Source organism: Bacteroides timonensis, assembly GCF_000513195.1.
Lineage (GTDB): Bacteria > Bacteroidota > Bacteroidia > Bacteroidales > Bacteroidaceae > Bacteroides > Bacteroides timonensis.
Genome location: NZ_CBVI010000001.1, coordinates 312,126 through 326,067 on the forward strand (window position 1 = coordinate 312,126; position 13,942 = coordinate 326,067).

The following is a 13,942-nucleotide window of genomic DNA, read 5'->3' on the forward strand; positions in this document are numbered from 1 at the left end:
ATCAAAATGGAAAAGGAATTACGGTAGGTTTGCACTACTTTTGTAGCAAATTAGTTATATATTTAAAACCATGAAGAAGAATATCTTTACAGTATTGCTATTATTGTGCGGTCTTTCTGTCACAGCAGAAGCACAAGAAACCCAAAAGAGTTTCAAGGTGGAAGTAAGTAACACCTGGAACAAGGCAAAAGCGGACGAACCGGTAGTAATCAAACTCAGTGAAATCAATCCACAGTTCCGGGTACGTTCGGCAGTAGTCATGAACGGAAGCGAAGAAATACCTTCGCAACTGGATGACCTGAATGGCGACCTCCGTCCGGATGAACTTGCATTTGTCATCGACCTGCCTGCCAAGAGCAAGAAAACAGTGACCGTCACTCTGTCTTCCGCCAAAAGCGACAAAACTTATCCTGCCCGTGTATATGCCGAGATGCTGGTAAGCGACAAGCGAGGCAAGCATGTCCCCGTACATTCGGTAACCATTCCGGGAACCAGTAACATCTACAATCAGATGCATCACCACGGTCCGGCTTTCGAATCTGAACTGGTGGCTTATCGCCTGTACTTTGACAAGAAGCAAACAGTCGACATCTACGGCAAATTCAATAAAGGCTTTGAAATCAAAGAATCACAATTCTATCCCACCGACGAGCAACTGGCACGTGGCTTCGGTGACGACGTCCTGTTGGTAGGCGGCAGCTGCGGTTTAGGCGCGCTGAAAGGCTGGGACGGCAAGAAATCCACTCATATCGAACCTGTATCCACGCTTACCGAGCGCATCATTGCCTACGGTCCGGTACGCACCATCGCCGAAATAGAAGTGACAGACTGGCAATATCAAGGTTCGGAACTACGCATGACGAACCGCTACACCCTCTACGGCGGACACCGCGATGTGTTTGTGGAAACCTTCTTTGAAGAACCGTTGAAAGACGAAATCTTCTGTACCGGTGTTATAGACATCAAAGGCTCTGTATCTTACTCCGACCATAAAGGCCTGATAGGTTGCTGGGGAACAGACTGGCCCGTAAACGACACCGTGAAGTACGCTAAAGAAACCGTAGGACTGGGCACATACATTCCGCAAAAGTACGTAAAGGCCGAAGTGAAAGACAAGGCTAATTACCTGTACACCATCGGTGCCAAAGGTAGCAAATATTTCACCCACAATATCACATTCACTTCCATGAAAGAAACCTTCGGTTATAAAACTCCCGAAGCATGGTTCGCCTATATCTGCGAATGGAAAGAAGAACTGGAACATCCGGCAGTGGTGAAAATAACTAATCACTAATAACTAAAAACGTATCATGAAAGCAAGAAAGACCTTGATGAGTCTATGCCTGTTGCTCGCCCTTCCGCTGGCAGCACAGCAGAAAAATTATGTTTCCGAGGTATGGGTAGCCGACCAGGGAAACGGTAAGTACAAGAACCCGGTACTCTATGCAGACTATTCCGACCCGGATGCCTGCCGTGTAGGAGACGATTACTACATGACATCTTCCAGTTTCAACTGTTTGCCCGGATTGCAGATACTCCACTCCAAAGATTTGGTGAACTGGACTATCATTGGCGCTGCCGTACCTTACGCTCTGCCCCCAATAGAAACTCCCGAACGTCCTGAACATGGTAACCGCGTATGGGCACCTGCCATCCGCCATCACAACGGTGAGTTTTACATCTTCTGGGGAGATCCCGACCAAGGTGCTTTCATGGTAAAAGCCAAAGATCCGAAAGGACCGTGGACTGAGCCTGTATTGGTGAAACCGGGTAAAGGCATCATCGACACTTGTCCGCTTTGGGACGAGGACGGTAAAGTGTATATGGTACATGCCTACGCAGGTAGCCGCGCCGAACTGAAGAGCGTAATCACCATTTGCGAACTGAATGCTGAAGCTACCAAGGCCATCACTCCGTCACGTATCGTATTTGACGGACATGAGGCGCACCAGACCTGTGAAGGACCAAAATTCTACAAACGTAACGGATATTACTACATCTTCCATCCGGCAGGTGGTGTACCTACAGGTTGGCAGGTAGTGCTCCGTTCGAAGAATGTATACGGACCGTACGAATGGAAAACCGTGCTTGCACAAGGTAATAGCCCTGTGAATGGCCCTCACCAAGGTGCATGGGTAGATACCCCGACCGGAGAAGACTGGTTCTTCCACTTCCAGGATGTAGGCGCTTATGGCCGACTGGTACATCTGCAACCCATGAAATGGGTGAATGACTGGCCCGTAATCGGTATCGACAAAGACGGTGACGGTTGTGGTGAACCTGTAATGACTTACAAAAAGCCAAACGTAGGTAAGACATATCCCATCTGCACTCCGCAGGAAAGTGACGAGTTCGACGGTTATACTTTGTCTCCGCAATGGCAGTGGCATGCCAATATCAACGAGAAGTGGGCATACTACGCAGGAGACCAAAGCATTGTACGCCTGTATTCTTACCCGGTAGTGAAAGAATACAAGAATCTGTTCGATGTTGCCAATCTGCTGTTGCAGAAGGCTCCGGCACCCAACTTCACTGCTACCATGAAACTGACTTTCAAGCCGGTAGATAAATACAAAGGCGAACGTACCGGATTGGTAGTGATGGGTATGGACTATGCCGGACTGATCCTGGAGAATACGGACAAAGGGCTGGTTCTCTCGCAAGTATCCTGTCTGAAGGCAGACAAAGGCACACCGGAACAAGTAAACGGTACGGTAGACCTGACAGACAACACCATCTATCTGAAAGTAAAATTCAGCAGCGATGCCAACAAGAAGATTTCAAAGAGTGAAGGCGGACATGATCTGCTGGTTATGTGTGACTTCAGCTATAGTCTTGATGGAAAGAAATACCAGCCTCTTGGCAAGTCATTCCAGGCAAAAGAAGGAAAATGGATCGGTGTCAAGGTAGGTACTTTCTGTACCCGTCCTGCAATTACTACCAATGACGGTGGTTGGGCAGATGTAGACTGGTTCCGCATTACGAAGAAATAAGATTTTTCTAAGCGTGCAAGTTACGCGATAATACAGAGCCTCCGGATGTATAAGTGTATGACATCCGGAGGCTTTTTTGGCACGGCAATAAGGCATCGAAAGGAAATAATTCATCATTTTAAACAGTTCATTTGTTTGAATTTATCAACAACGAAAACTCTTTTTGTAAGCAGCTGATTATCAGATATATTATAATAATGGTATCTCAGTATACGACTTAGGGTATCTCAGTATGATACTGAGGTACCCTAAGTATCATACTGAGATACCCTAAGCATACGACTGATCTCACAAATATCTTGTTTTGTAAATATTGATCATCTGTATATGGGGCGCCTATCATACAGGATTATTGGTTTGCCCATAACAGAATGATAATAAATCTCAGCTACAGATTTGCATTACTAGTATTTTTTGCCTATATAAAACTGTTCCTAATGAAAAATAATTCGCTAAAATTGCGAATTTATTTATTATATATTACCTTTGTGTCAACAAAGAACATATGTATGAATGTAGAATTTGAGAAAGAGTATTTGGCGGAACTTTATGAAAAAGGAAAGACTAATGATAAAAAACATCGTTTCCAGCCTCAAATAATTAATGGCTATTTAAGGTGTGTCAAAGCTTTGTTAAATGCCTATAGAATAGAAGACCTGTATCAATATAGATCTCTAAATTATGAAAAGTTGAAAGGCGATAAGAAAGGACTTTCTTCTTTACGTATTAATGATCAATATAGACTTGAATTTCGGGAAGTTACAAATGTTAGTAACCAAACCCTCGTGGAAATTTGTTCTTTGGTAGATATTACAAATCATTATAAGTAAGAACTATGAGTATAACAGCTAACAATTTACAGTCATTCCGTCCTTATCATCCGGGTGAATTGGTTAAGGAAGAATTAGAATGTAGAGGTATAAAACAGAAGGACTTTGCAAGAAAGTTTAGTTTGTCTTATTCAGCCTTAAATGAGGTGCTTAATGCAAAGCGTCCGATAACTACAGAATTCGCTTTACTTCTGGAGGCAGCTTTAGGTATCAATGCAGATTTGCTTGTAAGAATGCAAACGGATTATAATATGCAAGTAGCACGTAGAAATAGTTCTTTGCTTGAGAGATTAAATAATATAAAGAAAATAGCTGCTGTCTTTTAAGATAGAGTGCTTACGGGTAGAAGAGCGAGGTGTAAAGCCATATAATTTTCCCCTCGCTCTTTTATTATTTTACAAGGTATCTGTCGATTCTTCTTTCAATTTATTCAGTAAGCTTTCTACGTTTTGAAAATGGTAATGTAAGATACCTTCCAATTGTTTCAGAAAACCTACATTGCTTGCCAGCTGCGTAATGAATTGCAGATGCAGACCGATTTCCCGGTTGGCTTGCAGAAGCGTTTTATGCGGGAGTGTGCTTTGCAGCATATAGATTCCGCTGGCATCTTGTATTTCTGCAATGCCGTTTCCCCATTCGTGTGTGCCTATCAATCGTAGAACATGGATGAATTGTCTTAATTTGCGTTTCAGACATTGCAGGCTTATATCTTCCGAAGGCTCTTCGGCATACGTTATGTTCATAATGCCAATCAGTTGTAGATAGTACGCTTTCATGGCTTCTTCTGACGGGAAGCCCGTGCGTGGGTGCATTGCTGCGTTGGGTAATTCCTGAGCGGTTACCGGCTGAGTGTTGTTTTCCATAAATCGTTAAGTTTTAAAAGGTGAATAATTCGATTTATGAGAGAGGAGGAGAAATATAAAAGGCAATCCCCGCCTGTCCCATTGTCGAACACTAAACCACACAGCTAGTATTTGGAGGTGCATTAACACTCCCCATGGGGGTACAGGGACCGCCATATAGGAGTGAGGCGACGGACATAAAAATGCCCGTCACGGTTTCTTGGCAGGTTTCCCTGCTGTGTGGTAAAAAAATATTCGACATCACAAAGGTACAATAAAAAATAAAGTAGCAATGTAAATCGGGGAGGAAAATTCATTTGTTCTCCGATTAACTTTATTAATAATGCCAATCAGAAGTTGAAATTCATTCATAATTGAAAAGAAATGAAACAATAGATACGCGGACGACGCGGATAAGGCGGACAAACGCGGACTTTAATTTATCATTTATAATAGTATAGCGCAGCTTTTTAAATTCGCGTTTGTCCGCCTTATCCGCGTCGTCCGCGTACCCATTCTATTCAAAACCCATCAGAAACGAATCAACTCATTACAGATAATTTGAACGAAATGCCGTATATTTGCGTTCATAAAGAAAAGAAAGTAAGAAAAATGAAGAAACTCGTAATTTTTGATTTAGACGGTACCCTCCTGAACACCATTGCCGATCTGGCACAAAGTACCAATCACGCATTAGCCGCCTTAGGATATCCCACATATGAAGAACAAGAGTACAACTTCATGGTTGGAAACGGCATCAACAAACTTTTTGAGCGTGCTCTGCCCGAAGGAGAAAAGACGGAAGAAAATGTCCTGCGCATACGAAAAGAATTTGTACCCTATTATGACCAGCATAATGCAGACAAAAGCCGCCCCTACCCCGGCATCACGGAACTTCTAACCGAACTACAGACCAAGGGACTGCAACTCGCAGTCGCTTCCAACAAATATCAAGCAGCCACAGAGAAACTAATTGCCCACTATTTTCCTACAATTCGTTTCATCGCCGTCTTCGGCCAACGTGAAGGGGTAAATGTAAAACCCGATCCCACCGTCGTATACGATATCCTGAAAATAGCAAAGACAGCCAAAGAAGATGTTCTCTATGTAGGAGACTCCGGTGTAGACATGCAGACAGCTATCCATGCAGATATAACCTCCTGCGGAGTGACCTGGGGATTCCGCCCACGCGCTGAACTGGAAACCTTCCATCCTGACTACATTGTGGATAAGGCTGAGGAGATTATCGAGAGCGTCTTGAAATACTAAATTCAGCCTCTACTGCCTGAATCTTGCCACCGTGTTGGCAATGTTGTGCCACCGTGTTGGCAATGTCGTGCCAATTAACTGGCAAAAGATTGCATTAATAATCCCGCTGTATGCATCATTTTTACTCCTTTTTAAATAGATATTACCCCTGAAAGTGTCGAAAACTGCCTAACCTTGCAACTGAAATACAAAAAATGAAAAACAATGATGAAGAAATGGTTATCGACATGCTTTGCCGCAATCTGCATAAGCAGTAGTTTGCAGGCACAGCAGGAAAATGAAACTCTCAAATTATGGTACGATGGACCCGCCACACAATGGGTAGAAGCTCTGCCACTGGGCAACGGGCGTATAGGCGCCATGGTCTTTGGCGACCCTGTACACGAACAATTCCAATTGAATGAAGAAACCGTATGGGGAGGTTCTCCTTACAACAACACCAATCCCAAAGCCAAAGATGCTTTGCCACGGATCCGCCAACTCATCTTCGAGGGCAAGAATAAAGAGGCACAAGAGCTTTGCGGCCCCACCATCTGTTCGCCATCCGCCAACGGGATGCCTTATCAGACTGTAGGTTCCCTGCATCTTGACTTTGATGGAATCAGCAATTACAACGATTATTATCGTGATCTGGACATTGCAAAGGCAATAGCTACCACCCGCTTCACTGCCAATGGAGTAACCTATACCCGTGAAGCCTATACTTCTTTCCCCGATCAGGTCCTGGTAATCCGCCTGACAGCTTCACAAAAGAAGAGCATCTCATTCGCTGCAAAATATACCACGCCTTATAAAAGTAATGTGGTACGCAGCATCTCCTCCCGCAAAGAATTACAGTTGAACGGAAAAGCTAACGACCACGAAGGTATCGAAGGCAAAGTGGAATTCACCGCCCTCACCCGCATAGAGAACAGTGGTGGCAGTCTGGAAGCAACATCAGACAGCACCCTGCAAGTCAAAAATGCCAATAGCGTTACATTATACGTATCCATCGGCACCAACTTCGTAAACTATAAGGATGTATCGGGCAATGCACTCAGCACTGCACAGAAATATCTGAAACAGGTCAACAAGAACTATGCGAAGAGTAAAGCCGCCCATATCAATACATATCAGAAGTACTTCAACCGGGTATCTCTGGACCTGGGGCGCAATGCTCAAGCCGACAAGCCGACAGATGTACGCGTCAAAGAGTTCAGTACAAGCTTCGATCCGCAAATGGCTGCTTTATACTTCCAATTCGGACGCTACCTGCTGATATGCAGTTCACAGCCCAGCGGGCAAGCCGCCAATCTGCAAGGTATCTGGAACTACCAGTTACGTGCTCCTTGGGATGGCAAATATACTACTGATATCAATGTAGAAATGAACTACTGGCCTGCCGAAAGTACCTCTCTGCCCGAAATGCACGAACCTTTCCTGCAATTAGTAAAAGAAGCAGCCATACAAGGACGCGAAAGTGCCGCCATGTACGGTTGTCGCGGCTGGACATTGCATCACAATACGGATATCTGGCGTAGCACCGGTGCCGTAGACGGACCAAGCTACGGCGTATGGCCCACTTGCAACGCTTGGTTCTGCCAGCATCTGTGGGATCGTTACCTCTTCTCCGGCGACAAAAACTATCTAGCCGAAGTATACCCCCTGATGCGTGGTGCCTGCGAATTCTACCTCGATTTTCTGGTGCGTGAACCCGAGAATAACTGGCTGGTAGTAGCCCCCTCCTATTCTCCGGAAAACAGACCGGTTGTCAACGGGAAACGTGACTTTGTTGTTGTTGCAGGAACCACGATGGACAATCAGATGGTTTACGATTTATTCTACAATACGATTGCCGCTGCCGGTTTAATGAACGAAAACACCGCTTTCACCGACAGTTTGCAGACTGTAGTTAACAATTTAACCCCTATGCAGGTAGGCCGTTGGGGACAGTTACAGGAGTGGATGCACGACTGGGATAATCCCAAAGACCGTCATCGCCATGTTTCTCATCTCTGGGGTTTGTATCCGGGGCGCCAAATCAGTGCCTACAACTCTCCCATCCTGTTTGAAGCTGCCAAGAAGTCTTTAATAGGTCGTGGCGATCACTCTACCGGTTGGTCAATGGGTTGGAAAGTGTGCCTGTGGGCACGTCTGCTCGATGGTAACCATGCCTATAAACTGATAACCGAACAGTTGCACCCCACTACCGATGAAAAGGGACAAAACGGTGGTACTTATCCGAACCTGTTCGATGCACACCCGCCTTTCCAGATCGACGGTAACTTTGGCTGCTCTGCCGGTATTGCCGAAATGTTCGTTCAGAGCCATGACGGAGCTATCCATCTTCTTCCGGCATTGCCCGACGTATGGAAACAGGGAACATTGAAAGGTATCCGTTGCCGTGGCGGATTTACAGTGAAAGAGATGAAGTGGGAAAACGGAGAACTACAAACAGCCGTTATCACTTCCAATATTGGCGGTACACTCCGCATACGGACCCAGACCCCCTTGTATCTGAATGGGGAAAAATTGACTCCAAGCGTACAAGAGGTATCCGACAACCCGCTATTGCAATCACAGAGCATCCGCAAACCACTGATTGCCGCCAATGCACCGGTTTGCATACCGGAATACGCACAGACTTATGTATATGACATCGAAACTCAGGCAGGAAACGAATACATTCTGACCGCAAGAAATCAATAAGAATAAATAGTAACCAAAACCGGGATGCCGGCTAAAGTCAGTCGTCACTATGTTAAAACGTCAAGAGGGGAACAATAAATTCCCCTCTTTTCTGTTATATAACATCATTTAGGCTATCCACAAAAGCATAAGAGACAGTAAATAACAAAAAATACCACCCTAAAAACAGATATTACACATATATATTTTCACATCCCGATACATTTGCAGCAACGAATTAACAGTGTGCCCGAACACACAAAGGAAAAAAATCATACTTAATTAATAACATGCAAAGAATGTCTAACAAAATGAAAAACATGCGCAGTGCGCTACTATTCTTTATAGTAGCCATGATATCGCTTGGCGTATCAGCGCAAAATGTAACCGTAACAGGTACTGTGACAGACAAGACGGGGGAAACCGTTATCGGTGCTTCCGTAGTACAGAAAGGGAATACCAGCAACGGTACTATTACCGATATTGACGGCAATTTCTCCCTTAGTGTTCCCGCCAATTCCACATTGGTATTCTCTTATGTGGGTATGAGACCTCAGGAAATCCCCCTGAAAGGCCAAACTAAAGTTAATGTTGTGATGGAGGACGATGCGCAGGCTTTGGAAGAGGTTGTGGTTATCGGCTATGGTTCTGTAAAACGTAAGGACCTGACGGGCTCTGTAGCGACAGTCAGTTCGGATGTACTGGCAGCCGTTCCGGTGGCTTCAGCCACAGAAGCACTGACTGGTAAAATGGCCGGTGTACAGATCACCACCACCGAAGGTTCTCCCGACGCCGAAATGAAGATTCGCGTACGTGGCGGCGGTTCCATTACAGGCGATAACACTCCGTTGTTCATCGTAGACGGCTTCCCGGTAGAGTCCATCAGTGATATTCCCGCTTCTGACATCGAAGACATGACCGTACTGAAAGACGCCTCTTCTACGGCTATCTACGGTTCGCGCGGTGCGAATGGTGTAATTCTGGTGACTACCAAAAGTGGAAAAGAAGGTAAAGTCAATGTTAGCTACAATGCATATTATAGCTGGAAGAAAATAGCCAAGACACTGGACGTTCTTTCTCCGGCCGATTATGCGAAATGGCAATATGAATTGGCCGCACTTATCAAATCTGATGACATGAGTTCTTATGAAAAGTATTTCGGAACTTACGCGGATATGGACCAGTACAATAACATTCCTTCCAATGACTGGCAAGATCTGACATTCGGACGTACCGGACATACTTTCAACCACAATTTAAATATTAACGGTGGTAGTGACAAAATCAGATACGCCTTCAGCTATAGCCACATGAATGATAAAGCCATCATGGAAGGATCAAGTTACAAGCGTGACAACTTCAGCTTAAAGTTGAATACCAAACCTGTAAAGAATGTCACTCTTGATTTCCAAGCCCGCTATTCAGAAACAGACATCAATGGTGGTGGCGCTAACGATGTAAGCAGTACTTACGACTCCGACAAGCGTCTGAAATATTCTGTCATCTATACTCCGATACCTCTGTCAAACCTCGATGCGTCGGCAGGTAGCGCAGATGATGACTTGGGTAACTTATACCACCCGCTGACAGCCATCTCAGACAATGACCGCCAGCAAGAACGCAAGACATTGAACATTGCCGGTAGTTTCGGCTGGGAAATATTCAAGAATTTTAAAGTTAAAACCGAAGTAGGCTATGATGACTACCGCAACAGCGATCAGCGCTACTGGGGTCTAACCACCTATTATATTAAAAATGTGCCCTCCTCTGAGAATCAGGGCAAACCGGCCATTCAGCTTGCCAATACCAGCCGCCACAAATTCCGTAATACCAATACCATCAGTTACGACTTCTCCAAGCTTTTTGAAGGAGACAGCCATCACCTGAATGCAATGATCGGTCATGAATGGGTTATCACCAAGTCCAAAGTATTAACCAACATCGTACATGGATTCCCAAGCAGCTTCACCGCTCAGGATGCCTGGAAATTTTCGACTCAAGGTGTTCCCTACTCTATTGACAATTATCTCAATCCGGACGACAAGCTATTGTCCTACTTCGGACGTATCAACTATGACTATCAAAGCAAGTACCTGTTGAGCGCAACATTCCGTGCCGACGGTTCTTCCAAATTTGCTTCCGGCAACCAATGGGGTTACTTCCCATCTGCCGCTGCCGCTTGGCGTATTTCATCGGAACCCTTTATGGAAAACACAAAATCTTGGTTGGATGACTTGAAACTCCGTTTCAGTTACGGTACTGCTGGCAATAACAACATTCCTTCGGGACAAATGAACCTGAACTACTCTTCTTCTGCAACATCATGGATTAACGGTTTCAGCAACTATTGGTCTGCTTCTAAAACAATGCCTAATCCTGACCTGAAGTGGGAAACAACCGTTACCCGTAATATCGGTTTAGACTTTACTGTACTGGGTGGCAAGCTGAACGGTAGCGTCGAGGCTTATTTGAATACAACAAAGGATCTGTTGATTCAATTTCCTGTTGCCGGTACAGGTTACGACTATCAGTACCGCAATATGGGTAAGACCCAAAACAAAGGTCTGGAAGCAACCATCAATTGGACAGCTATTGATAAAAAGAATTTTGGTTTAAGTTTCAGTGCCAATATCGGTTTCAACAAGAATGAAATCAAAGACCTGGGTATCATGGACGACTTTGGTGCAGAGACATACTGGGCTTCTTCTGAAATCGGTTATGACTTCTGGATAGCCAAAGGCGGTTCTGTCGGTAAAATGTATGGATACCGTTCCGACGGTCGCTATGAGGTTAGCGATTTCGAAGGCTATGACGCCGCTTCCAAAAAATGGATATTGAAAGAAGGTGTGGCAGACTGTTCTGCCGTAGTAGGAACAGTGCGCCCGGGTAGCATGAAATTGAAGAATCTGAATCCCGGTGAAGACAATGCCGTAACTTCTGACGACCGTGAAATCATAGGCGACGCCAACCCGGTGCATACAGGAGGTTTCACCATCAATGCCCGTGCGTATGGATTTGACCTAAGTGCCAACTTTAACTGGAGCTATGGAAACGACGTCTACAACGCCAATAAGATTGAGTTTACCCAAACCGGTAAATACCAATACCGCAACATGATTTCGGACATGGCCGATAGCAAACGCTGGACAAACCTGAATGCCGACGGAACCATCTGCAACGACCCCGATCAATTGGCCGCGATGAATGCCAATACCACCCTGTGGTCACCTTATAACGCCCGTATGGTATTCAGTGATTGGGCGGTAGAAGATGCTTCATTCCTGCGCTTGGGTACATTGACCTTAGGCTATACATTGCCCAAAGCGATGCTGAACAAGGTTAAGATCCAGAACCTGCGTTTCTATGTGACTGCATACAATGTATTCTGCCTCACCAGCTATTCCGGGTATGACCCTGAAGTTTCAACCATCCGCAAAACGAACCTGACTCCGGGCGTTGACTATTCAGCGTACCCAAAGAGCCGTCAGTTTGTTGTAGGCGTTAACCTGAATTTCTAACATAAGCTAATAGTACAAATATGAAAAGATTAATATATTCCACTCTTGTGTCATTGTCACTTTTATGCGGCATGACCTCATGTGACTTAGACGCTCCATCCCAATCAGCCATGGAGGAGCCCAACCTGTTTAAGGTTTATTCTCTGGCGGAAGCTGCCGTAATGGGTATACACCAGTCATTTGGTGAGACAAATTCCTACCGCGGCCGTTATCTCCCCTATTACGGAATAAATACGGATATCGAATGGATCAACAATATAGATCCGACCAAGATTGCAGATGACGGGAAATACGAACTCTCCACCTATGCCGCGCGTCCATCAAATACTCAGATGAACAACTCGACCAATGCCTGGGCCAAATTCTATGAAGGCATTGAACGTGCTAATCTGTGCATCCGCGGACTTAGCAATTATGCAGACCTCAACGATCCCGATTTTCTTCACTTGTTAGGAGAAGCCATGACACTCAGAGCTGTCATTTACCTGGATCTGATTAAAGGTTGGGGGGATGTTCCCGCTCGTTTTGAACCCAATAGTTCTGAAACGGTTTATTTGCCGAGAACAGACAGAGACAGCATCTATATACGCCTTCTGAGTGATTTGGAACAAGCCGAAGATATGGTAGCATGGCCCAACGCTTCTTCCATAACCAAAACCACGGAACGCGTCAACAAAGCTTTTGTCAAAGGACTGCGTGCTCGTATTGCGCTCTATGCAGCAGGCTATAGCCAGCGGGCAGACGGAGTCCGCAGAAGTAACGATCCACGCTTGAGTGTTGCCAACATGTACGAAATCGTAAAGAACGAATGCTTGGATATCATTAACCAAAGCGGATGCACTTTAGGGTCATTCAAAGAAAACTTCACCAAATTATGTCAGGACAACACCGCAGCAGGTGGAGAATCCATCTGGGAAATTCCGTTCTCGGACGGACGTGGCCGCGTGCTCTATACTTTCGGTGTAAAGCATCAGACTTTTGACCAATACACCCAACAAAGCCAGGGCGGTGTAAACGGTCCGCTCCCTTATCTGTACTATGATTATGACGTAGAGGATGTAAGACGCGACATTACCTGTGTGCCTTACGAATGGAAAGGAGACGGTATCAACATCGGCTCTACAGAAACTCCTTTATACGCAAATGGAGTTCAGCAACTTCGTAGTTTGAAAAGCTGGTGCTTCGGTAAGCTCCGTTACGAATGGATGAACCGTGTCGTAACTTCTACAAATGACGATGGCATAAACTGGCAATATCTGCGTCTGGCCGATGTATATTTAATGGCCGCTGAAGCTGTCAATGAATTAAGTACCCCATCTGAAGCGGCTCAATATCTGAAGCCTATTCTGGACCGTGCACTGCCGGCAGGAAAAGTAAGTGACTATATAGCTAAAGCAACCGCCAGCAAAACAGCCTTCTTTGACGCCATCGTTGAGCAGCGCGCATTGGAATTTGCCGGAGAGTCTTTAAGAAAAGCCGATCTGATTCGTTGGAACTTACTGAAAACCAAGCTGGATGAAGCTAAAACGAAAATGTCTCAACTGGCACGCCGAGAAGGTGCTTACTCCGACCTTCCCGAAAAGCTTTATTACGAGACCGCCGAAGATGGAGAAACTTTGAAAATCTACGGTTTGAACCACGGAGATACGGATGAAGCCGGTGCCGCTTTAGGTTACGAAAGCAATACAACCTGGATCTCAACAGAAAAGCTCACTGATGCACTGATTGAAGTGCTCTATCAGAAGAATCCTGATGAAAATCAATTCTGGCCTATCTGGCAGACCTTCATTGACAGTAGCAATGGAATGTTAACCAATAACTAA

The 13,942-nt window shown here is 45.2% G+C and carries 9 protein-coding genes; 8 read left to right on the forward strand and 1 reads right to left on the reverse strand.

The genetic code is table 11. The features are described 5' to 3' along the window. Positions 1 to 70: 70 nt before the first annotated feature. The 4 genes from BN161_RS01130 to BN161_RS01145 all read left to right on the forward strand — a co-directional run bounded on the left by BN161_RS01130 (position 71) and on the right by BN161_RS01145 (position 4,149). Positions 71 to 1,294, forward strand: a complete 1,224-nt coding sequence (locus BN161_RS01130; RefSeq protein ID WP_044262294.1) for a DUF4861 domain-containing protein — start codon at positions 71 to 73, stop codon at positions 1,292 to 1,294. Positions 1,295 to 1,310: 16 nt separating this feature from the next. Then, positions 1,311 to 2,993: a glycoside hydrolase family 43 protein gene (locus tag BN161_RS01135; protein ID WP_007215299.1), complete on the forward strand. Its 1,683-nt coding sequence runs from the start codon at positions 1,311 to 1,313 to the stop codon at positions 2,991 to 2,993. Positions 2,994 to 3,502: 509 nt separating this feature from the next. Further along, positions 3,503 to 3,823 carry a type II toxin-antitoxin system RelE/ParE family toxin gene (locus BN161_RS01140; RefSeq protein ID WP_044262295.1) on the forward strand — a complete coding sequence of 107 codons (321 nt, stop codon included), beginning with the start codon at positions 3,503 to 3,505 and terminating at the stop codon, positions 3,821 to 3,823. 5 nt (positions 3,824 to 3,828) lie between these two features. Then, positions 3,829 to 4,149, forward strand: coding sequence for a HigA family addiction module antitoxin (locus tag BN161_RS01145; protein WP_044262297.1), 321 nt, complete (start codon positions 3,829 to 3,831; stop codon positions 4,147 to 4,149). 69 nt (positions 4,150 to 4,218) lie between these two features. Here BN161_RS01145 and BN161_RS01150 read toward each other — a convergent pair whose 3' ends face one another. Continuing rightward, positions 4,219 to 4,686, reverse strand: coding sequence for a hypothetical protein (locus BN161_RS01150; protein WP_044262298.1), 468 nt, complete (start codon positions 4,684 to 4,686; stop codon positions 4,219 to 4,221). A gap of 591 nt (positions 4,687 to 5,277) precedes the next feature. Here BN161_RS01150 and BN161_RS01155 point away from each other — a divergent pair. From BN161_RS01155 to BN161_RS01170, 4 genes are all read left to right on the forward strand, one after another. Further along, a complete protein-coding gene (locus BN161_RS01155) occupies positions 5,278 to 5,934 on the forward strand; it encodes an HAD family hydrolase (protein ID WP_044262395.1) in 657 nt (218 codons plus the stop codon). A 204-nt stretch (positions 5,935 to 6,138) separates the two neighbouring features. Beyond that, positions 6,139 to 8,622 carry a glycoside hydrolase family 95 protein gene (locus tag BN161_RS01160; RefSeq protein WP_081743599.1) on the forward strand — a complete coding sequence of 828 codons (2,484 nt, stop codon included), beginning with the start codon at positions 6,139 to 6,141 and terminating at the stop codon, positions 8,620 to 8,622. A 278-nt stretch (positions 8,623 to 8,900) separates the two neighbouring features. After that, positions 8,901 to 12,119, forward strand: coding sequence for a SusC/RagA family TonB-linked outer membrane protein (locus BN161_RS01165; RefSeq protein WP_044262299.1), 3,219 nt, complete (start codon positions 8,901 to 8,903; stop codon positions 12,117 to 12,119). A 20-nt stretch (positions 12,120 to 12,139) separates the two neighbouring features. After that, positions 12,140 to 13,942: a RagB/SusD family nutrient uptake outer membrane protein gene (locus tag BN161_RS01170; RefSeq protein WP_044262300.1), complete on the forward strand. Its 1,803-nt coding sequence runs from the start codon at positions 12,140 to 12,142 to the stop codon at positions 13,940 to 13,942.

Bases quoted from the DNA above. Each gene is read 5' to 3' on its own strand.
- BN161_RS01130 (WP_044262294.1), top strand. From the start codon at position 71: ATGAAGAAGAATATCTTTACAGTATTGCTATTATTGTGCGGTCTTTCT.
- BN161_RS01135 (WP_007215299.1), top strand. From the start codon at position 1,311: ATGAAAGCAAGAAAGACCTTGATGAGTCTATGCCTGTTGCTCGCCCTT.
- BN161_RS01140 (WP_044262295.1), top strand. From the start codon at position 3,503: ATGAATGTAGAATTTGAGAAAGAGTATTTGGCGGAACTTTATGAAAAA.
- BN161_RS01145 (WP_044262297.1), top strand. From the start codon at position 3,829: ATGAGTATAACAGCTAACAATTTACAGTCATTCCGTCCTTATCATCCG.
- BN161_RS01150 (WP_044262298.1), bottom strand. From the start codon at position 4,686: ATGGAAAACAACACTCAGCCGGTAACCGCTCAGGAATTACCCAACGCA.
- BN161_RS01155 (WP_044262395.1), top strand. From the start codon at position 5,278: ATGAAGAAACTCGTAATTTTTGATTTAGACGGTACCCTCCTGAACACC.
- BN161_RS01160 (WP_081743599.1), top strand. From the start codon at position 6,139: ATGATGAAGAAATGGTTATCGACATGCTTTGCCGCAATCTGCATAAGC.
- BN161_RS01165 (WP_044262299.1), top strand. From the start codon at position 8,901: ATGTCTAACAAAATGAAAAACATGCGCAGTGCGCTACTATTCTTTATA.
- BN161_RS01170 (WP_044262300.1), top strand. From the start codon at position 12,140: ATGAAAAGATTAATATATTCCACTCTTGTGTCATTGTCACTTTTATGC.